23 protein-coding genes are annotated in these 25785 nt (G+C 65.8%); 9 read left to right on the forward strand and 14 right to left on the reverse strand.

The window, feature by feature from the left end; translation table 11 throughout:
• Positions 1–12: 12 nt before the first annotated feature.
• The gene (locus tag ACT4OC_RS23695) at positions 13–378 is read right to left on the reverse strand and encodes a hypothetical protein (protein ID WP_444841466.1); all 366 of its coding nucleotides are present in this window, start codon (positions 376–378) and stop codon (positions 13–15) included.
• Positions 379–403: 25 nt separating this feature from the next.
• Entirely contained in the window at positions 404–769 is a 366-nt protein-coding gene (gene flaF / locus ACT4OC_RS23700) for a flagellar biosynthesis regulator FlaF (RefSeq protein WP_444841467.1), read from the reverse strand.
• 542 nt (positions 770–1311) lie between these two features.
• Here flaF and flbT point away from each other — a divergent pair.
• Positions 1312–1743: a flagellar biosynthesis repressor FlbT gene (gene flbT, locus ACT4OC_RS23705; RefSeq protein ID WP_444841468.1), complete on the forward strand. Its 432-nt coding sequence runs from the start codon at positions 1312–1314 to the stop codon at positions 1741–1743.
• Positions 1744–1823: 80 nt separating this feature from the next.
• On the opposite strand, the gene ACT4OC_RS23710 is transcribed toward flbT, so the two are convergent.
• The 5 genes from ACT4OC_RS23710 to ACT4OC_RS23730 form a co-directional block, all read right to left on the reverse strand.
• Positions 1824–3701, reverse strand: coding sequence for a flagellar protein (locus tag ACT4OC_RS23710; protein WP_444841469.1), 1878 nt, complete (start codon positions 3699–3701; stop codon positions 1824–1826).
• Positions 3702–3708: 7 nt separating this feature from the next.
• Positions 3709–5589 (reverse strand): flagellar hook-associated protein FlgK, encoded by a 1881-nt coding sequence (flgK, locus tag ACT4OC_RS23715; protein ID WP_444841470.1) that lies wholly within the window; start codon positions 5587–5589, stop codon positions 3709–3711.
• Between the two features lie 38 nt (positions 5590–5627).
• Positions 5628–7433: a flagellar hook-basal body complex protein gene (locus ACT4OC_RS23720; protein WP_444841471.1), complete on the reverse strand. Its 1806-nt coding sequence runs from the start codon at positions 7431–7433 to the stop codon at positions 5628–5630.
• A gap of 168 nt (positions 7434–7601) precedes the next feature.
• On the reverse strand, positions 7602–8099 hold the full coding sequence (msrB, locus tag ACT4OC_RS23725) for a peptide-methionine (R)-S-oxide reductase MsrB (protein ID WP_444841472.1): 498 nt from the start codon (positions 8097–8099) through the stop codon (positions 7602–7604).
• Between the two features lie 85 nt (positions 8100–8184).
• Positions 8185–9654 carry an NAD(P)/FAD-dependent oxidoreductase gene (locus tag ACT4OC_RS23730; RefSeq protein WP_444841473.1) on the reverse strand — a complete coding sequence of 490 codons (1470 nt, stop codon included), beginning with the start codon at positions 9652–9654 and terminating at the stop codon, positions 8185–8187.
• A gap of 99 nt (positions 9655–9753) precedes the next feature.
• Between ACT4OC_RS23730 and ACT4OC_RS23735 the strand changes: the two genes are divergently transcribed.
• Complete coding sequence (locus ACT4OC_RS23735) at positions 9754–10296, forward strand: SixA phosphatase family protein (RefSeq protein WP_444841474.1); 543 nt, start codon at positions 9754–9756, stop codon at positions 10294–10296.
• Between the two features lie 50 nt (positions 10297–10346).
• Complete coding sequence (locus ACT4OC_RS23740) at positions 10347–10772, forward strand: universal stress protein (protein WP_444841475.1); 426 nt, start codon at positions 10347–10349, stop codon at positions 10770–10772.
• A 116-nt stretch (positions 10773–10888) separates the two neighbouring features.
• Here ACT4OC_RS23740 and ACT4OC_RS23745 read toward each other — a convergent pair whose 3' ends face one another.
• On the reverse strand, positions 10889–11122 hold the full coding sequence (locus ACT4OC_RS23745) for a DUF1127 domain-containing protein (protein ID WP_444841476.1): 234 nt from the start codon (positions 11120–11122) through the stop codon (positions 10889–10891).
• 177 nt (positions 11123–11299) lie between these two features.
• Here ACT4OC_RS23745 and ACT4OC_RS23750 point away from each other — a divergent pair, with 177 nt between their 5' ends.
• On the forward strand, positions 11300–12646 hold the full coding sequence (locus ACT4OC_RS23750; RefSeq protein WP_444841477.1) for an aminotransferase-like domain-containing protein: 1347 nt from the start codon (positions 11300–11302) through the stop codon (positions 12644–12646).
• 72 nt (positions 12647–12718) lie between these two features.
• Here the strand turns inward: ACT4OC_RS23750 and ACT4OC_RS23755 are convergent, their stop codons facing one another.
• Both ACT4OC_RS23755 and ACT4OC_RS23760 read right to left on the reverse strand, forming a co-directional pair.
• Positions 12719–13309: a YdcF family protein gene (locus tag ACT4OC_RS23755; protein WP_444841478.1), complete on the reverse strand. Its 591-nt coding sequence runs from the start codon at positions 13307–13309 to the stop codon at positions 12719–12721.
• A 72-nt stretch (positions 13310–13381) separates the two neighbouring features.
• Positions 13382–13984: a hypothetical protein gene (locus tag ACT4OC_RS23760; RefSeq protein WP_444841479.1), complete on the reverse strand. Its 603-nt coding sequence runs from the start codon at positions 13982–13984 to the stop codon at positions 13382–13384.
• Positions 13985–14045: 61 nt separating this feature from the next.
• On the opposite strand from ACT4OC_RS23760, the gene ACT4OC_RS23765 reads away from it, so the two are divergent.
• On the forward strand, positions 14046–14480 hold the full coding sequence (locus ACT4OC_RS23765) for a hypothetical protein (RefSeq protein WP_444841480.1): 435 nt from the start codon (positions 14046–14048) through the stop codon (positions 14478–14480).
• A gap of 3 nt (positions 14481–14483) precedes the next feature.
• Here ACT4OC_RS23765 and ACT4OC_RS23770 read toward each other — a convergent pair whose 3' ends face one another.
• Positions 14484–16886 (reverse strand): bifunctional diguanylate cyclase/phosphodiesterase, encoded by a 2403-nt coding sequence (locus tag ACT4OC_RS23770; RefSeq protein ID WP_444841481.1) that lies wholly within the window; start codon positions 16884–16886, stop codon positions 14484–14486.
• Positions 16887–17679: 793 nt separating this feature from the next.
• On the opposite strand from ACT4OC_RS23770, the gene ACT4OC_RS23775 reads away from it, so the two are divergent.
• Both ACT4OC_RS23775 and ACT4OC_RS23780 read left to right on the forward strand, forming a co-directional pair.
• Positions 17680–18759 (forward strand): lysylphosphatidylglycerol synthase transmembrane domain-containing protein, encoded by a 1080-nt coding sequence (locus tag ACT4OC_RS23775; protein ID WP_444841482.1) that lies wholly within the window; start codon positions 17680–17682, stop codon positions 18757–18759.
• A 155-nt stretch (positions 18760–18914) separates the two neighbouring features.
• Positions 18915–20807, forward strand: coding sequence for a hypothetical protein (locus ACT4OC_RS23780; RefSeq protein ID WP_444841483.1), 1893 nt, complete (start codon positions 18915–18917; stop codon positions 20805–20807).
• Between the two features lie 75 nt (positions 20808–20882).
• Here ACT4OC_RS23780 and ACT4OC_RS23785 read toward each other — a convergent pair whose 3' ends face one another.
• Positions 20883–21560, reverse strand: coding sequence for a DUF2147 domain-containing protein (locus tag ACT4OC_RS23785; protein WP_444841484.1), 678 nt, complete (start codon positions 21558–21560; stop codon positions 20883–20885).
• Between the two features lie 122 nt (positions 21561–21682).
• Complete coding sequence (locus tag ACT4OC_RS23790; protein ID WP_444841485.1) at positions 21683–22726, reverse strand: NAD(P)/FAD-dependent oxidoreductase; 1044 nt, start codon at positions 22724–22726, stop codon at positions 21683–21685.
• A gap of 177 nt (positions 22727–22903) precedes the next feature.
• On the opposite strand from ACT4OC_RS23790, the gene ACT4OC_RS23795 reads away from it, so the two are divergent.
• The gene (locus tag ACT4OC_RS23795) at positions 22904–23359 is read left to right on the forward strand and encodes an acyl-CoA thioesterase (RefSeq protein ID WP_444841486.1); all 456 of its coding nucleotides are present in this window, start codon (positions 22904–22906) and stop codon (positions 23357–23359) included.
• On the forward strand, positions 23356–24462 hold the full coding sequence (locus ACT4OC_RS23800) for an alpha/beta hydrolase family protein (protein WP_444841487.1): 1107 nt from the start codon (positions 23356–23358) through the stop codon (positions 24460–24462). The genes ACT4OC_RS23795 and ACT4OC_RS23800 overlap by 4 nt, the downstream gene beginning before the upstream one ends.
• 19 nt (positions 24463–24481) lie before the next feature.
• Here ACT4OC_RS23800 and rocD read toward each other — a convergent pair whose 3' ends face one another.
• Positions 24482–25714: an ornithine--oxo-acid transaminase gene (gene rocD, locus ACT4OC_RS23805; RefSeq protein WP_444841488.1), complete on the reverse strand. Its 1233-nt coding sequence runs from the start codon at positions 25712–25714 to the stop codon at positions 24482–24484.
• Between the last annotated feature and the right edge of the window lie 71 nt (positions 25715–25785).

Below are 25785 nucleotides of genomic sequence, written 5' to 3' on the forward strand. Positions count from 1 at the left end.
CTTTCGGGCGCGCTATTTGTTGCGCGCCGCATACGCCTGGTCGAGATAGGTGGCACCCGTCGCGGGATCGGTGACGACGTTCCTGATCTGCGCCTTGCCATTGCTCTGCAGGAAGAACTTGGTGTCACCGATCCGGAACGCGTTGTCCTTGATCAGCACTTGCTGAAACTTGTTGGTGCCGCCGGAGCTGTATTGCACCTGGGCGCGGAATCCCGTGACGTTCGACACCTTGATCGTGAACGTCTTGTTGTCGGGATATTTGCCGGTCCAGCTGCCCTCATAGAGGGCAGGATCGACCGCCACGTACGGCGTCTTCGACGGCACGTTGAGGCCAGCTGCCTTGTAGCTGGCACTCAGGATGCTCATCATGTCAGCCATCGCGGCGGCTCCGAACTGGTGAGGCTCAGCCGCGGCCAGACAGGCCGGCGGCTAGGTTGCAGTTGATGTCGATCAGCGACTTCAGCTTGGCCGGATCCGGATTGAGCTGCATATCGACAGTCTGCTTCATCACGAACACGCCGATATTGGCAATGTTCTGGCGTACCTCGAGCGGCTGCTGATTCTCCGCGGCGGACGCAGCGCTCATGAAGATCGACCACAGGCGGCGATTGAACAACAACGCATGCTCCATGTCCTTGCCGGGGCCCTTCCAGTTGGTCTGCACTTCCTGGAGCTGCCGCGCGGCCTTGAGCAGCGCCTGCGCCTCTATCTCGCGGGGGGAAGCGGTCGTTTGGGACGTGCGGGCGTAGGCTTGGGCTGCGTTTGACATTCAGTGACCTCGGTAGAAGCGGCGCATCGACCGCTTGATTCAAAAAAACTGCCCAAGTTTCATACATGTAGGGACTTTAAATATGGTTAGCGCCGATTACCAATTGTGGCGGAGTTCGGCTTAATCGCAAAAAATTGGCACGCGCCGCGAGATGCATCTGAAAACGAAAAACGGCGGGGTCTCGCCCGCCGTTCGGTCGCGGCGTGGTCGATGAAGTCGGTACCGCTGACGCGGTTGGCCAGACCGGGACCGGCGGCATTGAAGTTGACGCCAGTGATGTTCAGCGTCGACTTGCCGGTCTCACCGCGGCTGCGGAGCAGAAAGCCGTTAAGGCAACATCTACCGCGACAGACCGTGCCTCTCCGCAATTCTACTGAGAAAAACCGCAAATCCGGCCGCCAAGCCCCATTTACGGCCTCAGCCGTTCACCATTGGTTAACTATGATCGGAAAGGATTGCTGCCGCATCGGCCAGGATCCGCGCGCCGGCGCGCGAAAAGCCGTCATTTCCTTCGCGAAAAGCGCGGCAATGGAGAATCAGGCATGGCCTTGAAAGTCGAACTGAAGCCAAACGAGCGAATCATCATCGGCGCCTGCGTCATTACCAACAGCGACCAGCGCGCCCGTCTCCTGATCGACGGCGACCGCATTCCGATCCTGCGCGAGAAGGACATCCTCACTCCCGACACCGCGGACACGCCCGCCAAGCTGGTCTATCTGGCGGTGCAGCTGATGTACCTGTCGCCCGATCCGATGGCGCATCATCCGACCTATTTCAGCCTCGTGCGCGACATCATCTCGACGATGCCGAGCGCGTGGCCCTTCATCGAAGGCATCAACAACCACATCCTCAATGGCGACCTCTATCACGCACTGAAGGAAGCCAAGAAGCTGATCGGCCACGAGGAGCAGTTGCTCGAAAGCGCACGCAGCCTGCAAGACCCCGAGGCGGCGGCGGGACGCAAATCCGCCTAGCCAATTCGCATCGCCACCGAACGCGAAGGCCTGCTCGCGCGGGCCTTCCTGCTTTGGCGAACGGCCGCCGCCTGCGGTTACTAGATCGGGAGGAACTTGGTCAGTGTTGTCTGATACAGCAATGACGTCGTCTGATACGACGCCTGCAGCGCGGTCTGCAACGCGAGAATCTTGGTCGCGACCTCGTCCTGGTTGATGCCTTCGATCGAGTCCAGCATCGTCTGCGCCATGCCCTTTAGCTGGGTCTGGCGGTCGGTCGCGGCCTTGATGGCGGTTTGCGCGCCGGCGAATTCGGCCTGCATGTCCTGGATCGACTGCTGGCCGGTTTGCGGAGCGAGATTTGTCGAAATGCGCTGCTGCAGCGCGTTCACCTGCGCGCCGGCATTGGGATTGGCGGTGTTGGTGGTGACGGCGGCATAGACCGCGATGTTCTGCAGCTGGTAACGCAGCGCTTCCTCGTTGGCGCGCGCGCCATACTGCACGTTGATCGATTGATCGACGCGCGCGACCGCCGTGCCGCGCGCGGAACCGGCGCCGTTCTCGCCGGTGTACCACGAGACGGTGTTGGCTGCCGTGCCGCCGATCAGCGCGGTGGCGGTGCTGAACGGAGGACCGCCCACGCGCAGCGGCGCCGGATTGGCCGACACCGTCGGGCCGAAGCCGAGCGCGGCGAATGCCGCCGCATTCGAGCTCGTCACCGACAGGCTCTGCCCGTCGGCACCGTGCAGTGTGATGGCGCCGCCACCGACGGTCGATGGATTCTTCGTTCCCGTGATCTGGTCGATCTTCGCAAGCAGCGCCTGCACGCTGTCGCCGACGTTGAGTTGGTTGCCGGTCGCTCCCGATGCCACGAAGGTAATCGTGGTGCCGTTGACGGTGATGGTGTCGCCCGCGGCGAAGCCCGCCGTCAACGAATCCGTTCCCGCCGCCCCCGACAGCGCCGTGTTGCCGGTGATCGGCGCCGGCACGACGTCCTGGTTATTGACCGAGCTGCCGCTGATCGAGGCCGACGGGTTGAAGAAATCCTTCGACGCGGCAATCGCGGAAGCCGCCACCAGCGCGGTGTCGCCGAGCTTCTGGATCGAGGCGTTCAGCGCCGCCTGCAGGTTCGCCGTCGTCGCGACCGTATCGACGCCGATCAGGAACGAGCCCGCCGGTGCCGGACTGACCGTGGTGGCGGTGAGCGTGATCTGCTCGCTGGTGCCGTCGGGCAGATCGAGATTGAAGGTGATCTTGTCGCCGTCGTTCGGATTGGTGGCGCCGAGATCGATCGATGCCGACGGCGGCACGCCTGCCGCCTGCGTCACCGTCGCGCCGGTCAGTGACGACGTGATCGGACCGAGCTTGAAACCGAACGGCGAAGCGTCTTCGGCAATCGCGGTCACCGTCGTCGTCAGCGGCGGCGACGACACCGTGAGGCGTCCCATGTTGCCGGCGCCCTGGTCGGCCTGCCGCCGCTCGTCGACCAGCTGCTTCAAGCCGGCCTGCGCGCCGTTGCCGTAGAGCATGACGTCGGCCGGCACGGTCGCCGCCGTGTCGGAGGCGCGGCCGGAAAACAGATAGCGGTCGCCGGACTGGCTGTTGAGCAGCGATACCGCGTTGGCGAATGCCGCCTGCGCCGTGATCTGGCCCGAGGTCTGCCCGTTGTTGTTGAGCACGATGGTGGACGACGCCGCCGACGCCTTCACGCTCTGCCCGATGTCGATCATGCCCTTCAGCGCCAGGTTGGCGACGGAAAGGCGCGTATTGACGTTGACCGCGGTGTCCGCGAACGCGTCGATGCTCGCGATCTGCGCGCGCAGGCTCAATGCGAAGCCGCGATCGGGTCCCTGACCGGCATAGGTCGTCGATACGCGGCCGCTGGCGAGCTGCTGCGTCAGGTCGTTGAGCTGATTGCGCAGATTGACGATCGCCGATCCGATATAGGCGGTCTTGCCGTTGACGCCGTCGATAGCCATGGGCTCCTCACATCGCCTGGATCAGCGTGTCGTACATCTGCTTGATGGACGACATCACGCGCGCATTGGCCGAATAGGCATTCTGCAAGGCCAGCAGATGCGCCATCTCGTCGTCGATGTTGACGCCGGAAGTCGCCGTCACCTTTTCCTTCAGCGTGCTGAGCACGACATTCTGGCCGTCGGCGAGCTGCTTGGCGGCCGTTGCCGCCTCGCCCTGCTGGCTGAGGATCTGCCGCACGAAATTCGTCAGCGTGCCCGTGAACGGCGCGCCGGTCGTGCCGATGCCGGTTTGCGGCGCGTAGCGGAACGTACCCGTCGACAGCTGGTTGAGCACGAAATTGACGCGGACGTTGTCTCCCGCCGGCGTCAGCGGATTGGTGGAATACACCACCGTGCGCGAGGGATCGCCGAGCAGCGCGGTGTTGATGCTGATGCGGCCGGCAAGACCGGTCATCTGCAGGCCGGCCGCGCTGATCGCGCCGGAGTAGGCCTTGCCGTTGTCGGTGAAGAACGGCACCTCGGGATTGCCCGATGTGAGCGACGTCATCGTGGTGGTGACCGAGGCGGCAAGCACGTCGGAGCGGTTCGGCGCGCCGTCGTCGAGCACGCGCAGCGTCGAGCCGGACGGATTGGAAAACTGCAGGTCGGCGCCGCCGAGCGCGGCGTTGAGCTGCGACACCACGGACGCCATGCCGGCGGAGAAATCGATACCCAGCACCTCGTCGTTGGGGTCGAGGGTGGCGTTGTTGGACAGCGGCAGCACGCTCGGATCGTCGACGCGCACGATCGACAGATTGTGCGTGGTGTTGGTGGTGTTGTCCCTGTAGGTGATGTGAATGACGTTGCCGCTCTGCAGCCCCGTGAGGTCGAGATCGTAGCCGGCCGCGGGCAGCACGGAGGCAGGTGCCGCGACGCCGTCGGTCGACTTGTCCGACGAGGCGCTCGACATGGCGGCTGCAAACTGGTCGATCTGGGTCTGCGCCTTCACCAGCGTGTTGTCGCGCAGCTCGAGATAGGCCGCGATCTTGCCGGACCGGAACGAATTGGTGGACACCAGGTCGTAGTCGCCGCCGTGCGGAAAGCTGATGGTCAGCGTGCCGACGTTGCTCTTGGCCGGATCGTTGCTGTACAGCGTGTTCGGCGTCATCGTCCCTTGCGGATTGAAGGTCAAGGTCGCCGCTTCGGTGCCGACCAGCTGCACGCCGGAATTAGTGAACACCGTCACCTGGTTGAGATTGTTGGTGACCACGCGGATGTCCATCAGCTCGGACAGCTGATCAATGTACTGGTCGCGCTGGTCGAGCAGCGCGGCGGTCGACGCGTCGGTCTTGCCGCCGGCCTGCAACTGGGTGTTGATGGCCGCGATCTGCTTCAGCGCATTGTTGGCGACGATGACGGACTCGTTGATTCCCGTCTCGGCGTTGGCGCGCAGGTTCTGGATGCCCTGCGTCGTCGAATTCAGCTCCTGGGCCAGCGATGCCGCGGCGTTGACGGCGCCGATGCGCGCCGATTGCGAGTCGGGGCTGGTGGAAAGGCCCTGCAGCGCGGTGAGGAAGGCGTTGAACGAGCTTTCGATCGTGCCGCTTTCCGCCGGGTTGCCGTAGACGCCCTGCAGGTTGGACAGGAATGTCGAGCGGATGCTGGCATAGGCGGCGCCCGACGCCTCGGTGCGCACCTGGCTCTGCAGATACTGGTCGAGCTGGCGGTTGACGCCGTTGATGAGAACGCTCGAGCCATAGTCGCCGGTCGAGCCGGTGACCTGGTTGACGGTCTTCTTGACGTAACCCGGCGTCTCCGCGTTGGCGACGTTGGACGAGACCAGCGCGAGCGAGTTCTGCGTCGCGCGCAGGCCCGACATTGCGGTGGAAAGGGCTTGGCTTAGACCCATGACTTACTACCCGTGCCGTTTCCGGTTGAATATTGCGGCTACCGCATGACGTTCAGAAGATCCTGCACCATCGAGTTGGCGGTAGTGATGACCTTGGTATTCGCCGAATAGGCCTGCTGCGTCACAATCAGCTTGGTGAACTCGTCGGCGATGTCGGTGTTCGAGCTCTCCAGCGACGAGCCGACGATGGTGCCGGAGTTGCCGAACAGCGCCTGGCCGGATTCGTCGGTCGCCTCGAACGCGCCGCCATTGACGCGCTTGAGGAAGTTGGTGCCGTTGAACGAGGCGATCGAAATCTCCGCCAGATCGAGATTGCGGCCATTGGAGTAGGTGCCGACAATGCGGCCATTGGTGGAGACGCCGACCGATTGCAGCTGGCCGGCCGGGAAACCGTCCTGCTGGATCTGGTTGACCTGCACGTTGCCGTTGGCGTCGGCGAATTGCGTAACGCCGCCAGTGCCGAAATTGATCACGGGACTGCCGAGCGACACGCCGTTGACGGTGACGTTGTTCAGCGTGACCGAAGCGACCGGTGGCGACATCTGGCCGGCGGCCGAGAAGGTGAAGTTGACGTTGACGTTCTGCCAGGCGACCTGTGTGCCCGTCGCATTCGGATTGACCTGGTAGAACAAGTTCCAGGTGTCGGTGTGGCCGGCCCCGAGCGTGGCGCTATCGACCTTGGCCCAACGGAATTGCAGGTTCACCGGCGCGCCCGATACGTCGTAGGTGGTGACCGCGCCGCCGGCGATCGACTCGTCGAGGAAGGTTGAGGCCTCGTTGCCGATCACTTGGCCAGTGCCGACGCCGCCGCCGCCGCCGCGCGTTGCCGTGACGGTGCCGGTGAAGCCGAGCGCGGCGAAGGCCGACGTATTGGAGCTCGACACGGTGAGATCGGAGGTGGTGCCGGAGTGCAGCGTGATCGAGCCACCGGAGATGGTGGAGGCGGTCGCGGTGCCGGTGATGGAGTCGATCTTGGCAAGCAGCGTGGTGATGTTGTCGCCGATGTTGAGCTGGTTGCCGACCGCACCCGCCGCCACGAAGGTAATCGTCGTGCCGTTCACGGTGATGGTGTCGCCGGCGACGAAGTTCGAGGAGATGGAGTTCGTGCCTGCCGCGCCGTTGAGCAGGGTCGCACCGGTGTTTACCACCGACGGTGTCGCCTTGTTGTACTGCACTGTGCCGGACCTCGTGGCGTCGGTATAGGGCGCAGCCGGCGTGCCCAGCGCCAGCGGGTTGCTACCGGCGCCGTACGAGGACGGGTGTATCAATTCCGATCCCGGCACCGAGGTTTCGTGCGCCGTGGTGAGCGGATAGCTTGCGAGGTTGGCACGGTAGTCGATCTTGGTGGTTTGCTGCGCTGGCAGGAAGTCATTCTGGAATTTCAGCACTTGCGGCGCGCTGCCGGTTGGGTTGCCCGTGGTCGGATCGATCGGCACGCCCTGGAGGTAGTAGCCGGCGCCGTTGACGAGATAGCCGCTCTTGTCGAGCTGGAAATCGCCGCGACGGGTGTAGCGGTCGACGCCGTCGAACACCGGCGTGCCGTCGGTGAAGTTGCCGGGCTTCTGCACCGCGAAGAAGCCGCTGCCGTTGATGGCCATGAAGGTCGCGACCTGCGCCGATTGCACATCGCCTTGCACCGAATTGGTCGAGCGCGACTGCGTGGTTACGCCGCCGGCGAGCTGTGCGGTGAGCGCGGTCTGCGGGATCAGGTCGAGGAAGGAGGTGTCGATGCGCTTGAACGCGGTGGTCTGCGAGTTGGCGATGTTACCCGAGACGTTTTCCAGGGCGTAGGAATTGGCGCGCAGGCCGCCCACCGACGTCGTAAGTGCGCCGAAGATACCCATGACACGTTCTCCACATTCGATCCGCGCGGCCTACGCCGCATCCGGCCGAGCCGTCGCAAGCGCCGTGCCAAAGTGGAAAATGTCGCGACGTCAGTCACTTAAGAAAAAGGCCCCGGTCGCTGACCAGGGCCTAAATTGCCGGGCCAGGCAACAATTGCCGACCCGCGATCAGGATGCCGACGCGGCAGACGGCTTGAACACCAAAGCGAAGCCGTCGATGCAGTAGCGCAGTCCCGTCGGCTTCGGGCCGTCGTCGAAGACGTGGCCGAGATGGCCGCCGCAGCGGCGGCAATGCACCTCGATGCGCTTCATGCCGTAGGAGCGGTCCTCGGTGCGGCCGAGCGCGTCGTCGAGCGGCTGCCAGAAGCTCGGCCAGCCGGTGCCGCTGTCGAACTTGGTGTCGGACGAAAACAACGGCAGGTCGCAGCCGGCGCAGCCAAAGGTGCCTTTGCGATGCTCCTTCAGCAGCGGGCTCGAATACGGCCGTTCGGTGCCGTGCTTGCGCAGGATCTCGTATTGCATCGGCGTCAATTGCGCGCGCCACTCGGCGTCGGTCTTCTCGACCTCGAATTTCCCGGCGGCTTGTGCCGGCTCCGCGCGGAGCCAGCGCAAGGTGAAGAGGCCGAACAGGCCGGCAGCTGAAGCAAGCAAGATGCGGCGGTCCATCTGTTTTCTCCGTACGGGCGGGTTTGCCCGAGATACGGCTCGCACAGCCCGAAAGTTACACGGATCGGAGGCCGCTTGCCTCACATTAATGCGAGGACGGGCCGCCCTCGTGCTCGCCGGCGGCGGCCGGTTCGGCCTGCTGGGCCGGCGGCCGCGCCGGACGGGGTTGACCCGGCGGCGGACGGCGCGGGGGGCTGCGCGCTCCGGCCTGGCGATTGGCCTCCGCCAGCCGCGCCTCGCGCTGACGCTCCTTCAGCCGCGCCCGCTCGCGGTAGCGCGCGAGCGCACCGGCCGCGGCAGAACTGCCGCGGGTCCATTTGCCGATCAGGTGGCCCGCGACACGGCCGGTCGGTCCGCCGGCCCAGACCAGTTCGAACGGCGAGAACAGCCGCCAGCGCTCGTCGCCCCACAGGATGCTGCGCGCCACCAGGAGACCCGCCATGGCCGTGGTGCCGATGCCCTGGCGGCCAAAGCCGCTCGCCACCCAGAGCCCTTTGCGGAGTTGCCCGACCTGCGGCATGCCGTGCACGGTGACGCCGACCGGGCCGCCGAACACGTCCGCGATCGCGACCTTGCCGAGCCGCGGAAACACCGTGTCGATGCGGCGCTGGATGGCGGCAGCAAAGCGCTTCGGACGCGCGTCCCAGGTGGTCTCGGGGCTCGCCCACATCAGGCGGTCGCCATCGACGATGCGGAAATGGTCGATGCCGTCGGAGTCCATCACCGAGCCCCTGAAGGCGACGACTTCACCGAGCCGCTCGCCGAGCGGCTCGCTCACCGCTGCATAGCGCCACACCGGCAGCAGCGTTTCCGACAGCCGCCGCAAGGGCGCGCCGAGATGGACGTTGCCGCACAGCACGATGTGCGAGGCGCGCAACCGCGCCGACGGCGTCACGATGCGCTTGCGGATGCCGGACGGATCGATGCTGACCACCGGCGTATCCTCGAAAATGCGCGCGCCGGCGCGCCGCGCCAGCGCAGCGAGACCATGGACGTATTTGCGAGGATCGAGCTGGAATGCCTTCGGATAATGGATGCCGTGGAAATAGCGGTCGGTTCGCAATTCGCTGCGCACGCGATCGACCTGCCAGCCCTCTACCTCAGTGTCCAGGTCCCCGGAAAGCGTCTGCAGCCGGCTGATCAAAGCCTCGCCGACGTCGACATTGCTGACTTCCAGCGCCCCCTCGCTCACGGAGATGCCGGGCATCGCCTCTTCGGTCGCGGTGGCGCGGACGTATTCGGCGCCCTCCTTCGACAATGCCCAGAGTTCCCGGGCATCCTCGAGCCCGACCCGCTCGATCAGATCGGCCACGGGCAGGCCGAAGCCGGGCATAACCGTGCCAAGATGATGGCCGGACGCGCCCCAGCCGACATGGCGTCCCTCCAGCACCGCGATGCTGGCACCCAGGCGCGCGGCTTCCAGCGCCACCGTCAGCCCGGCGAGGCCCGCGCCCACGATGGCGATATCGACGTCGAGGTCGAAGGACAGCCGCGAGCGCGGCTGCTGCGCTGCGGCGTCATATCCATTCGTCATACTTGTGGAAGTCCCGCTCATGGCGTTTTCTTAGACTGACGATGCGGCGCTTGTCACCTTGTCCTGAGGGCTGGCTTGTAGTTAATCCGCGGGAATCAGGACGATCAGAGACCTTCGCCCATGCGCCGTTTGATGCTGCTCCGTCATGCCAAGACCGAGACTGACGCGCCTTCCGGGCAGGACCATGACCGCCGTCTCGACAATCGCGGGCGCAGCGACGCCGGCGAGGTCGGCCACTATATCGCCCGTCATCCCCCCTTCCCCGAACTGGTGCTGGTGTCGAGCGCCGTCCGCGCCCAGCAGACCTGGAATCTCGTGTGGGAGGCGATGCAGGATCGCGTACCGGCGCCGGAAGTGGAAACGCTCGACGAGCTCTACGGCGCCGAGCCGGCGGAGCTGCTGCGTATGGTGCGGATGGCGTCCAGCTCCGATCCGAAACGGCTGATGCTGGTCGGGCACAATCCCGGCATGCACGAGCTCGCGCTGATGCTCGCCGGCCACGGCGACAAGGCCTCGCGCAAGGCGCTGGAGGACAATCTTCCGACCTCGGGCCTTGCCATCCTCGACTTCGACATCAAGGATTGGACCGACGTGGCATTCCGCCGCGGCAATCTCGCGCGGTTCGTCAGTCCGAAGCTGTTGCGGCAAATGTCGAAGGATTAACCGCAAGCCGGCAGGCGTGCTAGGCTGAGCGGTGAAGGTGGGAGACGCAGATGTTCAAGTCCATTCTCGTGCCGATCGATCTGGCCGACACGGATCTCGCAAGACCCGCGATCGCCACCGCCGCGACATTGTCGCAGGCGATGAACGGCTCGGTCCGGCTGCTCAACGTGATGCCGATGACGCCGGTGATGCTGGCCGAATACGTGCCCGCCGATTTCGACACCCAGCAGCGCCAGACCTCGGAGGAGGCGCTTGCCATCGTCGCCGGCGAATCCGGGATCGAAGCGTCGCGCATTTCCTACGTGGTGCGGCAGGGCGGCATCTATCACGAAATCCTCGAAGAGGCCGCCGGCATGAAGGCCGACCTGATCGTGATGACCTCGCACCGGCCGGCGATGCGAACCTATTTCCTCGGCTCGAACGCCGGCCATGTCGTGCGTTACGCCAAATGCTCGGTGCTGGTGGTCAGGCACTAGAGCTTCGGTTCCGATTGAATCAGAACCGAAGCTCGAAATCGCGAAAACAACCCCATGCAAAGTAGGTCAGGCCAGCACCGAGCCGCTTGAATGCGCGCCGGCAGAGCACGCGCGCATTAGCGCCTCGGGCCGAACTCCGGATTGAACTTGCCCCACACCGCGTCCTCGATATGGCTGCGGTGGATGCCGATGTCGCGCAGCTCACGATCGTTCATCGCCCGCAGCGCTTTGATCGCTTCCCGGCGTACCCAATACGCGGCAAGGCCGTTGGCCCAGTTGCCGAGCATGCGGGTGAAACCGCCGAAGGCGGTTGCGGGAGCGGTTTGTGCAGTCGTGTAGATCGTGGTCATTTCTGGTCTCCAATCGGATGCAGCGGCCAAGCACCGCCGTTGACGCCAGCGCCGGAAGAGCGCTCGCGCCTTGTTCTCGGATTGCTCTCGCCTCCTCGGTGCAATCTCGGGCTTGATGAACCTTAGATGATCCCGTAATTGTATCGGTGCAAGGAAAACATTGCTCTCGGTGCAATAATGTCGCGATTTGAATACATCCGGCTTGCCGACGCCGTCGCTGCCGATATCGCAGGCGGCGCCCTCAAACCGGGCGATCGCCTGCCGCCGCAGCGGACTTTCGCGTATGAGCGCAAGATCGCCGCTTCCACCGCCAGCCGCGTCTACACGGAATTGTTACGGCGCGGCCTCGTCGTCGGCGAGGTCGGCCGCGGCACCTTTGTTTCAGGCGAATCGCGGCACCCCATCGCAACGCTGCCGCACGAGCCGCGCGGCGTGCGGATCGACCTCGAAATCAACTATCCGATGCTGCCGACCCAGGCGGCGATGATCGCCAAGAGCCTCGCCGGGCTCGAGCGCGCCGAGGCGCTCGACATCGCGCAGCGCCAGGGCTCCAGCGGCGGGACGCAGGCCGCGCGCAATATCGCGGCTGGCTTCATGGCACGCCCGAGTTGGACTCCCAGCTCGGAGCAATTTGCCTTCACCGCCAACGGACGTCAGTGCATTGCCGCAGTGCTCTCGGCACTGGTGCCCGCGGGCGGGCGCTGCGGCGTCGAAGCCCTCACCTATCCCTTCGTCAAGGGCATTGCCGCCCGGCTCGGCATCACACTGGTGCCGCTCGCCATGGATGCGCAGGGCGTCCGCCCCGACGCCGTGCAGAAGGCGCATCGCGAGGGCCAGCTGTCCGCGCTCTACATCCAGCCGACGATCCAGAATCCGCTCGGCATGACCATGCCGGCGGCGCGCCGCGCCGATCTGCTGCGCGTCGTGGAAAAGCTCGACCTGACCGTGATCGAGGACAGCGTCTACGGCTTTCTCTCCGACGAGGCGCCGATGGCGGCGATGGCGCCGGACCGCTGCGTGGTGCTGGACTCGCTCTCCAAGAAAGTCGCACCGGGACTGGCGCTCGGCTTCATCGTCTCGCCCCCTCGCCTGCGCGAGAACATCCTGAACTCGATCCGTTCGGGCGGCTGGACCGCCTCGGGCTACGCCTTTGCCGCCGGGCAGCGGCTGATGGGCGATGGCACCGCCACCGAGCTGATCCGGCTCAAGCGCGCCGATGCGCAGCGCCGCCAGCAGATGGCGGCCGAGCGCCTCGCCGGTTTCGAGATCCAGGCGGACCGGAAGTCCTATCATCTCTGGCTGTCGCTGCCGCAGCACTGGCGGTCGCAGAGCTTCGTCGCCGCCGCGGCGCGCCGCGACATCGCGCTGACGCCGTCGACGACCTTTGCCATCACGCCGGGTCACGCCCCCAACGCGGTGCGGCTTGCGCTCGCCGCGCCCGCCATCGAGCAGCTCGACTTCGCGCTGCGTACGCTCGCCGACATCCTGCGCACGCAGCAGGACGATTTCGACTCGACGGAGTGAGCGGCGAGAGCGTTTTCAAGCGAAGTGAATACCGGTTCGCGTGAAGAAAACGCGTCATCGAGAAGACCTCGATCACGGCCATTCCGCGATGAAGCCTCGCGCCATATAGGGCGCGATCTTGTCCCATTCGTGCAGCACGCGGCGGCGGAATTCGGGATCGGTGTGCCAGAGCGCGCGCGGCGTCGCGAAGCTGTCGATCGTCACCAGCATCTTCGTCACCTCCGGCCAGTGGCGGTGCAGCGTCATGGCATAGCGCCGCGCCGTCCAGCTGTTGCCGAGGCAAATCACGCTGCGGACGTTGCGCAAACCCAGCGCCGCGTCGATCACCGGCAGCGAGAAAATCACGTTCTCGCCCGTGTTGGTCGCGCGATGCTCTTCGAGGATATTCTCCGCCGGCACGCCGCGCGCGACCATTGCACGCTTGATGATCTCGCATTCGGACTGCGTCGATCCCGGCGTCACGCCGCCGCTGACGATGATCCAGCGGCACAGCCCTTCGCGCCACAACGCGCAGGCCTTTTCCGCGCGCAGTCCGGCGTCCTCGCGCGTGCCGAACACGAACAGCAAATCGGCCGGCGAAAGCTCCGTGTCGGCAAAATGCCTCGCACTGATTGCGGCGATCTCCGCCGCATCGGGTATGCGATCGCTGCGATCATGTCCCACGATTCTTCCCTCGCCCGGCGGCAAGATGCCGCCACCCACGAAAAGGCGCGAGTCACGTTTGATGTCGCCGGATTACGGCAGCAGCACTTCCGGCAGGCGATCGAAGGTGTAGGTGATCGGCCTGTTGCGCCGGATGAAGCCGCCGATCTGCCAATAGAAGAGCAGCGCAAAGCCGACGAGGAACAGTGCGCCGACATGCTCGCCCGTGGCGATCGCGCGCGCGAACAGCCCGGTCATGGCAATCGCCAGCAGGGCAACGACCGCCAGCGCCGCGGTGTGCGTGCCGAACGGCAGCCCGCCGGTCAGATTCGCCGCGCTTCCCGCAGCGGCCATGCGCGCGTGCAAGGCTTCGATGAAGCGACGATAGCCATCGTCCTGCGGCGTCATCAGCGACGCCGTCTGCCAGCTGGTCGACAGGATCGTGATGTGCCCGGCGCTGCTGTGCCAGATATCGGCGCGGAAGCGGCGCGACTGCATCGAGGTCGGCCGGTACGACAGGCGCACCGCAGAGATGTCGCGATAGGCCCACACGCCGGATCGTCCCGCGATCTCCCACGACAGGCCGTTGTCGGTCAGCTCGAACTGGTGCGCCGAACCGATCAGCGATGCCTTGTAGGCGTAACGAATGCCGGGACGGTCCGCCTCGTCAAATGGCTCTTTCAGTTCGGTTGCCAATTCGGCTCCTCGGCTCGCCGCGCGCTTGCGCCGTGCACCCCGCTTAGCCTACAAGCGGGACATGGCCCAAACGAATTATTTTCCGCGCCGCCTGATCCTGGGCGGCGCCGTCATCACGGGCGTGCTGCTGGCGCTCGCGGTCCACATGCTGGGCGCGCGCTACGGCCTCGATCTCGGCGGCCTGTGGCGAAGTGACACGCGCGATTTCATGCCGGCGGGCGCGGCGATCGCCTGGTGGCTGATCGCCACCGTCGGTTTTTCCGGCGGCTACTTTACCGCAACGCTGATGGACAGCGCGGCGTCCGGGCAAATCCCGCAGCGGATGCGCCAGCTCCTGATCGCGATCGGCGTGCTGGTGCTGGCCGGCGCGGGACAGGCAGCCTCCGCACCGAGCCCGCTGCCGACCGTGTCCGGCGTGCTCGCCGGCATCGCTGCGCTGTGCCTCGGCGCCGTTGTGGCGTTCTGCGGCGCCTATTTCGCGCTGCGCAAGGCCTGACCTTTACGCCACCGCGGCCTGCGTACCGTCCGACAGCATGCGCTCCACCTCGGCGGCGGGACGCGGCGGGCTGAACAGATAGCCCTGCGCCTGGTTGCAACCCTCGCGCCGCAACAGGTCGAGCTGTTCCGCCGTCTCGACGCCCTCCGCCGTCGTGACGATGCCGAGGCTGCGGCCGAGCCCCGCCACGGCCCGCACGATCGCCATAGAGTCCTCGCGCGAGGCGAGCTCCTGCACGAACGAACGGTCGATCTTGATCTTGTCGAACGGGAAACTGCGCAGATAGCTCAGCGACGAGTAGCCGGTGCCGAAATCGTCGAGCGAGATGCGCACCCCCTGCGCGCGCAATTCGTGCAGGATCTCGAGCGTTGCCTCGCTGTTCTGCAGCAGCACGGATTCGGTGATTTCGAGCTCGAGCCGGCTGGCAGGCAGGCCGGAATCCCGCAGCGCCGCCATCACCGCCGACGTCAGGCTGGCATTCTTGAACTGCACCGGCGACAGATTGACGGCGAGCACGACCGGCTCCGACCAGCGCGCCGCCTCTGTGCAGGCCTGGCGCAACACCCACTCGCCGAGCGAAGCGATCAATCCGGTTTCCTCCGCCAGCGGAATGAAGTCGGACGGGGCGATGCGGCCGCGCTCGGGATGATTCCAGCGCACCAGCGCCTCGAATGCGACGGTCCTGTCGCCGACAATGTCGACGATCGGCTGGTAATGGACCTCGAACTCCTCGCGCCGCAGCGCCGCGCGCAGGTCGATCTCCAGCAGGCGCCTGGCCTGCGCACGCGCGTCCATGCCCGCCTCGAAAAAGCGGTAGGTGCCGCGGCCGTCGGCCTTGGCGCGGTAGAGCGCAAGGTCCGCGTTCTTCAAGAGCTGGTCCGGGCTCTCGCCGTCGTCGGGCGAGAGCGAGACGCCGATGGAAACGCCGATCACGAGCTGGTGGCCGGCAATCTCGTAAGGCGCGCCGACCGCCTCCACCATCCGGCTCGCCAGCGCCGATGGCGCGGTGGGGTCGCAGCCGCGGCAGAACTGCACGACCGCGAATTCATCGCCGCCGAGCCGCGCCACCGTATCGTCTTCGGTCAAGCATCCGGAAAGCCGGCGCGCGACCTCCTTCAGCAGGGCGTCGCCGACGGGATGGCCGAGCGAATCGTTGATGTCCTTGAAGTGATCGAGATCGAGGCAGAACGCCGACAACTGGTCGCCGCGGCGCGCCAGCCGCAAGGCCCGCTCCAGCCGCTCGCGGAACAGCGTCCGGTTAGGAAGATTGGTCAGGGCGTCGTGCCGTGCCATGTGGTGAATCTGCTGTTGCGCCTTCTCCCACTCGGTGATGTCCTCGAAGGTCGCGACCCAACCGCCGTTCGGCATCGGCTGGTGCACGACGCGGATCGAGCGGCTGGTGCGAACGATGACGCGCTCGACGGTGCGCCCGGCCCGCATCTCCTCGATCAGATCGCCGACATATTGGGCGGCATCGCCCTTCCACTGGCCTGCCGCCTTCTGAAGCTCGAGCACCTCGACCAGGGCCTGGCCCTCCTGCGGCGGAGGGTCGAGGCCCATCAGGCCCAAGTAGCGCTCGTTGTAGAGCACGATGCGGCCCTCGGCATCGAACATGCACAGCCCCTGCGACATGTTTTCGAGCGCACTGTCGAGCAGGGCCTGCTGCTTGCGCAACTCGCTCTTGTTGCGGCGGTCGATCATCGCCGCCGACATCGAAATCCCGAGAATGACCATCGAGGCGAGCGCGGTCAGGAACGACAGGATGCCCGGCGGAATCGACAGCGCGCCGGCGACCCGCGTCGGATCGGGCACCAGCATCACCGCGCCCATCGCGGTGAAATGATGCGAGACGATCGCGAGCGTCAGCAGGACGGTGGCCATCGAGGTTGAGCGAAAGCCGTCGTTGCGCGCGGCGACCAACAGCGCAAGCGCCGCTAACATGCTGCCGATCAGGATTGAAGCGGCCACATGGCCGGCCGACCATTCGATGCGGGCCGGGACTTCCAGCGCCAGCATGCCGGTGTAGTGCATCGTCGCGACACCGAGGCCGACGACGGCGCCGCCGGCGGCGACCGTGATCGATCGGGAGTCGTGCAGGGCAATCGCCAGCCCGACGGCAACCGTCACAATCGCGAAGACCAGCGAGAGCAGGCTGATCTCGATGTTGTAGGCAGCGACGTGGCCGGGGTCGTAGGCCAGCATCGCGATGAAATGCGTCGCCCAGATGCCGCAGCCGGCCGCGACCGCATCCAGCGCCATCCATTTCAGCCGCGTCGGCCCCCGCGAGGCCCGGGCCCGGTGAAACAGGCTGATGGCCACCGCGCAGGCCAGAAGGCAGACCAGGCCGGCGAGTGCGACCAGCCGCAGATCATGCTCGTAACCGAGGCAATTCAGGACTTGATACATGACGGACTCTCTCCAGAGCCCGTACCACGCATGGCAGTGGTGGATTTGGCGTAACCGCGCCGCCCTGCTTGTGCGCATGGTGAACAGATGCTTTGCAAGCCGCGTTCATGGCGCAACCGGGCCGGGAAATTCCGGAATCTTCTTGCCTGACGTAATCCCTCACCCGGCGCTGCGCCGTAGTCGAAGCTACGCTTCGGCGTCTCTCAAGAACGGCCGCCGGCACGGCGGCCTGCGCCTCTCCCAAGGGAGAGGTGAATCCCGATGCCGCTTCAGTTCAACCTGATCTCATCGCGCTTTAATCCTGCTGCGTCATCAGCCCCTCATGGTGTGGAGCGCCACCGGGTCCGCGCAAAGCGCGGCCCGATGACAGGCTCCGCGCGTCTCTGGACGATGCTTCGCATCGCCAGGCGAACCATGAGGCTACAGACGGGCCTGCATCCTCGAGACGCGCGCGCTGCGCGCTCCTCGGAATGAGGAATTACAGCACTTGTGGCGCAGCAGGCCGGGAACGGCGAGATGTTCCCTGAACGGCGGATGAATGCCGCGCCGGAATCCGGCAGGGAACACCGCCGGGGCGGATGGATTGACCGTGGTCAACGATCCGATTCGACTTCCCTGCGTTAAGGCTTATGTACGCAGTGTGACAACGACCGCGCACGAAGGCTGAAAGCAGGGCTGTCAAGGACTGCACAAGCCCCTGGTTTTGCCTTATGGGTCTGGCGCAACGGTGCGCTGGACCGTTGCCTGTCATCCCGTGACAGGCCCTTCAATTGCCGCCCCTCCGGGAGGATGAATGTCTCGACTGCTGGCCGCGCTGAGGCGTGGCTTCAAGGAAAAGATCGGCTGGAAGCGGGTCGGCGTCGCTGCGAGCCTCCTGATCATTGCGCTCGCGATCACGCACCTGGTGCGCACGCTGAAGGGCGTCGACACGTCGGTCGTGCTGGTGGCGCTGACCGAGATCGCGCCGCATCGCATCGCGCTCGCCGCGCTCTGCGTGGTCGGCGCCTTCTGCACGCTGACCTTCTACGATTTCTTCGCGCTGCGCACGATCGGCAAGAGCCACGTGCCCTATCGTATCGCCGCGCTCTCGAGCTTCACCAGCTACACCATCGGCCACAATATCGGCGCAACCGTATTCACCGGCGGCGCCATCCGCTTCCGCATCTACTCCGACTACGGCCTCTCCGCGATCGACGTCGCCAAGATCTGCTTCCTGTCCGGCCTCACCTTCTGGCTCGGCAATCTCTTCGTGCTCGGCATCGGCATGACCTGGCACCCCTGGGCCGCCTCCGCCATGGACCTGCTGCCGGACGAGATGAACCGGCTGATCGGCATCGGTTGCCTGGCCGGCATCGCGGCCTATCTGGTGTGGCTGAAGACCGGCGTGAAGCGCCGCGTGCTCGGCCAGAACGGCTGGAAGGTGGCGCTGCCATCGGCACGGCTCACGCTGCTGCAAATCCTGATCGGCGTGGTCGATCTCGGCTTCTGCGCGCTCGCGATGTACCTCTTGATGCCGATGCAGCCCGATATCGATTTCGTGTCGCTGGCGGTCGTGTTCATCCTGGCGACGCTGCTTGGCTTTGCCAGCCACGCGCCGGGCAGCATCGGCGTGTTCGACGCCGCGATGCTGGTGGCGCTGCCGCAGTTCGGCAAGGAACAACTGCTGGCGACGCTGGTGGTGTTCCGCATCCTCTACTTCCTCATCCCCTTCGGCATCTCGATTTCCATCATGGGAACCCGCGAGCTCTGGCTCAGCGTGGTGCAGCCGTGGCAGGAGCGCAGACGGCTGAATGAGGCCTGCGCGGCGGCAGCTAACGCAGCCGCCGTGCGACAGCCGGTCCAGGGCCGGAAGGAAGCAAGGGGTCGGAAGTAAGGGTAAGGGGCGGCAGGTAACGGCGACGTTATCGGAGGTCTCGCCCTTTGGGATTTTCGCCGCAGGGGCTGTTCTCTTATTTCTGCCTTACGGCTAACGTTCAACGCGCCATGGCCAGAATTGCTTTCCGTTTGTTCGCCCTCGCGGCGCTGCTCATGAGCCTGCCAGCGGCGCTGCCGGCCTCGCGGGCCGAGGCGCAGACCGCAGATCCCTTGCAGATTTCCTGGGAAGTCCGCAACCGCTTCCGCCTGTTCCGCGAGGAGCGCGATTTCATGCTGCATGTCGAGGCCGGCCGCGGCCGCAACGTGCTGACCTCCGAGCAGATCCTGGCCGCGCAGAGCGACGGCCGCGGCTGGGCGCGCAATACGGTCGGCCGGCTCTGCATCGACGTCAGCGGCCGCGTCAGCGAGCCCTGCACCCGCGACAACGTGAAGGAGAGCTATCTGACGCCGATCGACCATCCGGTGACGGTCCGCCTCGCCGGCCAGGTGCCGGTCGGCGCCACCTGCGCCTGGACCGTCGACGACGGCGACGGGCCGACCACGTCGACCTTCGATTGCGCCGAACCGGTCAACATGCGCGTGCGTTACGGCCGCACCACGGTCGTCAGCGCCGACGTCGCCAGCGCCGAGGGCACCCAGCGCGTCGCCACCGAAATCGCGGTGCGCGACATCCTCATCGCCGGCCTCGGCGACAGCATCGCCTCCGGCGAGGGCAATCCGGACCGGCCGATCGCGCTCTCCGACGAAGGCTTCTGCTTCCGCTATTATCTCTCCGCCGCGACCTCGCAATACTACCGGCCGAGCCGCGCCGGCTACAAAGGCGGCCGCGCCTGCGAGGCGCCGGACTTGCTGCAGGTATGGCAGCGCCAGAGCGCCTACTGGTTCAACGCGGCCTGCCACCGTTCGCTCTACAGCTACCAGACCCGCGCGGCGCTGCAGCTGGCCGTGCAATATCCGCACATCGCGGTGACCTATCTGCCGCTGGCGTGCACCGGCGCCACCATCGCCGACGGCCTGTTCGGCTCGCAGCGCGCCCGCGACTGTCCGCCGTCGAAATCGAACGCCGCGTGCAAGGGCACCGTGAACGGCCAGCTCGCCGAATTGCGCGAGGCGCTCGCAGCTGCCCAGCGCCGCCAGCCCGAGCGCCGGCTCGATCTCGTGCTGCTGTCGATCGGCGCCAACGACATCTATTTCTCCGGCCTGGTTGCCGACGTCATCGTCGACTATCCGACCGAGCGCGTGCTGTTCCGCCGCGGCGGCGTGATGGCGACGGTGGACGATGCCCGCAGCGTGCTGGTGCAGGATCTGCCGCGAGGCTTTGCCAAGCTGCGCGAGGCCTTGCGTCCGCTGGTCGGCGACCTCTCGCGTGTCGTCTACACCTCCTATGCCAATCCGACCCTCACCGAGAGCGGCGGCCCCTGCCCCGGCGGCCGCGCCGGTTTCGAGATCCATCCCTCCTTCAACGCCGAGCCGCGGCGGCTCGCCACCGTTTCGGCATTCGTCCAGAACGAGTTCCTGCCGCAGCTGAAATCGATCGCGCTGTGCCAGGACGGCATCATCTGCCGCAACCCGCAGGCCGACCGCATGACGTTCGTGGATGCCCATCAGGCCGCCTTCGCCGGCCACGGTTTCTGCGCCCGCGCGCAGACCGATCCGGAATTCGACCGCGCGTGCTTTGCCGGCAACGGCGAGAGCTTCAGTTCCGACATCGTGGTTGCCGCCAGCCAGCCGATGGTGTGCGGCCGCAGCCCGAGCGAGTATCGCGCCTACCTGCCGCGCGCCCGCTGGGTCCGCGACGCCAACGACAGCTACTTTGCCGCGATGACCTACCCGCAGGGCCTGCCGTCCAACATGCAGCCCACCGACATCCACGACGCCACCTGGGGCGTGCTGTCGGCGGTCTATGGCGGCGCGGTGCATCCGAGCGCGGAAGGCCATGCCGTGATGGCCGACGCCGCCGTGCCGGCTGCAGCCGCCGTGCTGCAGCTCGATGCCGGCGTCGGCGAGGTGACCTCGCAGCCGATGGCGCCGATCGAGGTGCGCTAGGCTAGATGCGCGCGCGTCGTCGATGGCGGGCACGCCCGACAGATAGCGGCGACTGGGGAAAGTAAGCGCCCGGCGTCAGCGCTGTGGCGCCATCGCCCCGCCGGGCGGACGGGCCGGTGCCATCGCGCCTCCGGGCGGACGGGGCGGCGCCATCGCGCCGCCGGGCGCCTGGCCCTTCTTGGGCGCCTGCTTCATCAGCGCGGCCGCCTGCGCCGGCGGCAGATATTTCTGGATGATCTCGGGATCGAGCTGCGCCATTTCCTTGTCCGGCATACGATTCCAGACCTCGTCCATGCCGAACAGCGAGATGCCGACGAAGCCGCGCATGGTCAGCGTCTGCCCGTCGGGACTGACCGTCATCTTGGCCTTGTAGACACTGCCGTCGCGCGGATCGAGCACGTTGCCGTTTTCGTAAACAAGCCCGTTGCGCTTCATGTCGCGGATGAAGGGGATGCCGAGCCAGGGCATGTCCTTGCGGTCGTCGGTGCATTTCGAGCAGACCGGATTGGGCGGATCGCCCGGCTTGGCGAACATCCTGGCAATGATGCCTTCGAACATGCCGTTGCGCTCGATCACCAGGAACCAGCCGGCAGGCTTGCCGTTCTCGATCTTCTGCCACAGCCCGGCCGCCGATGGCTCCGCAGCGCGCGCCGGCGCGCCTGCCGCTTGCGCCAGCGCCGCGCTGGCTGCCAGCGTCAACGCAAGACACGTCGCGATCGAAAGCAGCAGGGATCGGGCATTCCGCATCGTCATCACCTTGATCAATCAACAAATTCAATGGCCGCAGACTACGGCCATTTCGCGATTGGTTCCAGTGAGCGATGGCAGGCCGCGAGGCGCGTTCCCGCGCGCCTGCAGCCACATTCCTGCTCGATTCAGTTGACTCCGAGCTTCTTCTGCAGGCTCGATGACGATGTCGTGTACTGGAACACCAGCCGCTTGTCCGGATAGACGTAGCGGTGCGCCTTCTGCGCCATCAGCGCGCCCTCGTGGAAGCCGGAGAGGATCAGCTTCAGCTTGCCCGGATAGGTGTTGATGTCGCCGATGGCGAAGACACCGGGGATGTTGGTCTCGAACGCCGCGGTGTCGACCGGGATCAGGTTGTTGTCGAGCGCGACGCCCCAGTTTGCCACCGGGCCGAGCTTCATGGTCAGCCCGAAGAACGGCAGCATGGTATCGCAATCGACCCTGCTCATCGCGTTGTCGTTGCCTTTCACATGCGCGCCGGCGAGTTGGCCGTTCGCGCCTTCGAGGCCCGTGACCTGGCCGATCTTCAGGTCCATCTGGCCGTCGGCCACGAGCTTGCGCATCTGCTCGACGCTGTGCGGCGCGGCGCGGAAATCGTCGCGACGGTGCAATAGCGTGATCCGCCTGGCTACGGGGTGCAGGTTGAGCGTCCAGTCGAGCGCGGAATCGCCGCCGCCGACGATCAGCACGCTCTTGTCGCGGAACTGCTCCATCTTGCGCACGGCATAGAACACCGAGCTGCCCTCATAGGCCTCGATGCCCGGCACCGGCGGCCGCTTCGGCTGGAACGAGCCGCCGCCCGCGGAGATCACCACCACCTTGGCCTCGAACTCCTTGCCGGCATCGGTCTTCACCCGGAACAAGGGTTCGCCGATCTTCTCGATCGTCTCCACCATCTCGTTGAGGTGGAAGGTCGGATGGAACGGCTTGATCTGCTCCAAGAGCTGGTCGGTAAGGCCCTGGCCCGTGACGAAGGGAATGCCGGGAATGTCGTAGATCGGCTTTTCCGGATAGAGCTCGGCGCACTGGCCGCCGATCTTGTCGAGGATGTCGACCAGATGCGTCTTCATGTCCAGAAGGCCCAGTTCGAACACGGCGAACAGTCCGCAGGGACCGGCGCCAATAATCAGCACATCGGTTTTGATCACTTCGCTTTTGATCACTTCGCTCATGTCGCTACTTTTCGGTTGGACCGCCTGATAGAGCCTGGGCGGAAAATGGGGCCGCTGCCTTCCTAGCCAAGGCCGGCGGAACAGGAAAGCGATAATATGAGCCCTGCAATGCAACCCCTTGCGGCGGCTCAATAACTGGGGTGTATGGGATTTGAGACTTTGGGAGAACTTGAGCCCGTGAACGCCCCCATCCGCGCCGAGGCGGAGCCCCGCCTGCAGGATTTTCCCTACCGCCTGTCGGACAACGTCCGCTTTGCCGACCTCGACATCAACCAGCACGTCAACAACGCGAGCTATGCCAGCTATTTCGAGACCAGCCGGGTCACGCTGATGAAGGACAGCGCCAACGGGTTGCAGCCCGACGGTGTTGGCTGGGTCATGGTGCGGCTCGACATCAACTTCCGCGCCGAGTTACACTGGCCCGGAACGATCGAACTGGGATTGGGCGTCGCCAAGATCGGACGTACCTCCGTGAGCTTCGACCAGGTGGTATTTTCGCAAGGCAAGTGCGTCGCCTCGGCGCGCGCGGTCAACGTGCTCGTCGATCAGGCGACGCGCAAGCCGGTGCCGCTGACTGACGAGATCAAGGCAAACTTCAAGCGCTGGCTCACGCGGGGATACGACGGGCAATGAGATACGCGGCGTGGCTGGCCCTCGCTATCGTCCTCGCCGCCCTGCGGCCCGCCGCCGCTCAGGACTACATCCGCGAAGAACTGCGCATTGCAATGCCAACCGCCGGCCCGCGCGGCCTCGAGGCGCTATTGATCCGCCCCGCCGGCAGCGGACCCTATCCGCTGGCGCTGATCAGCCACGGCTCGCCGCGCGACGGAGCCGCCCGCGCCACCATGTCCGCCAATGCCCTGTATCGGCAGGGCATCGAATTCGCTCGCCGCGGCTTTGCGGCGTTGATTGTGATGCGTCGGGGTTACGCCACTTCCGGCGGCGAATACGCCGAGAGCAGCGGCCCCTGCGCAGACCCGGACTATCTGCGGACCGCCAAGGCGTCCGCAAACGATTTGCGTGCCACAGTCCAAGCGATGAAGAACCGGACCGACGTCACGACCGACGGCTTTATTGCGGTCGGCGTCTCGGCCGGCGGCTTTGCCAGCGTCGCGTTGACTGCCGATCCGCCGCAGGGGCTCGCCGCTGCCATCAGCTTTGCGGGAGGTCGGGGTTCACGTACCGACAACGAGGTCTGTAACGCGGACGCGCTGGTCGGAGCGTTCGCGGCGCTGGGCAGGACATCGCGCATTCCCATGCTGTGGATTTATGCGCAGAACGACAGGTTTTTCGGACCCGCTCTTGCGCGCAGGATGCATGCCGCATTCACCGGCGCCGGCGGAAGCAGCAAATTCGTCAATGCCGCCGCCTTCGGCGAGGACGGCCATACGCTGTTTTCGAGGGGCATCCCGATCTGGACGGCGATGGTCGATGAATTCCTGCGCGCGCAGGATCTCGGCCGCCGCGATCTGCTGCCGCCGCCGGCCGCGGCCGTGCTTCCGCCTCCTCCGCGCCTCGGCGAAAAGGGTCGTACCGGATTCGCCAGCTATCTCTCTGCCGGACCGCACAAGGCGTTTGCCGTGTCGCCGCGGGGGTCGTGGGCCTCGCGGTCCGGACTGCGCTCGGCGGACGAAGCGCGGCAGAAGGCGCTGGAGGCTTGCAGCAAATACGCGCCGGACTGCGCGATCTACGCCGTCGACGATGCGCTGACGGCGACTGCAGACGCCGCGCGCTGATCAACCATCACCGTCGCAACTAGGCCGATGCAGGCGCTTCGACCGGAGGGTCCTCCGAAGCCACCCGGTCCAGGGTCGCCGCCAGCCGGCCGACCGCCCAATCGATCTGGTCTTCGTCGATGATCAGCGGCGGTGCCAGGCGGATGGTGTTGCGGTGGGTGTCCTTGGTGAGAACGCCCGCCTCGATCAGGCGGCGAGCCACAGCCGAAGCGCTTGCCATTTGCGCATGCAGCTCGACTCCCGCGAACAGGCCAAGGCCACGCACCTCTGCGATCAGCGGGCTGTCGATCGCGCGCAACCGCCGCAGCAGGTGCGCCCCGAGCCGCGCGGCGCGCTCGACCAGACCCTCCTCCATCAGCGTATCGAGCGCGGCGAGGCCAACCGCGGCTGCAATCGGATTGCCGCCGAACGTGCTGCCGTGGTCGCCGGGTTTGAACACATCCATCACCTCGCGCCGCGCCAGGAACAGCGAGACCGGCAGCAGTCCGCCACCGAGCGCCTTGCCGAGCATCAGGCCGTCAGGAGCAACGCCATCGTGCTCGCAGGCGAGCAGCTTTCCGGTGCGGCCGAGGCCGCACTGCACCTCGTCGGCGAGCAGCAGCACATGGTTGGCGCGACAGATCCGCGCCACCTCGGCAAGATAACCTTGCGGCGGCACGACGATGCCGCCCTCGCCTTGCACCGGCTCAACCAGAAAGGCTGCGGTGTTCGGCGTGATGGCGGCCGCAAGGGCCGCTGCGTCGCCGTAGCGGACCAGCTTGAAGCCCGGAGCAAACGGCCCGAAGCCGTCGCGATACTGTGCAACCGAGGAAAAGCCGGTGATCGCAATGGTGCGGCCGTGGAAGTTGCCCTCGGCGGCAATGATCTCGGCGCGGTCGGCCGGCACGCCCTTGACCTTGTAGGCCCATTTGCGAGCGGCCTTCAGCGCAGTCTCCACCGCCTCGGCACCGCTGTTCATGGGCAGTGCGACGTCCATGCCGGTAAGCTCGCAGGCACGCGCCAGAAACGGCCCGAGCCGGTCGCTGAAATAAGCCCGGGAAATGGTGTCGAGACGCCGCGCCTGGGCCGTCAGCGCCTCCACCAGCCGCGGATGGCAATGGCCGAAGCTGACGGCGGAATAGGCGCCCATCATGTCGAGGTAGCGCCGCCCGCGATCGTCCCACAGATAGACGCCTTCACCGCGCACGATCGTGACCGGAAGCGGCGCATAATTTCTCGCACCGAAACGGGCCTCGAGCTCGCGATCGCTCATGACGCCCACCCTTCTCAAGCCAAGGCAGGGAATGCCGTCCCCTGAACATAGGAACGGTGCAGGCCGATAGC

It is taken from the genome of Bradyrhizobium sp., from assembly GCF_052389815.1.
Taxonomy (GTDB): Bacteria; Pseudomonadota; Alphaproteobacteria; order Rhizobiales; family Xanthobacteraceae; genus Bradyrhizobium.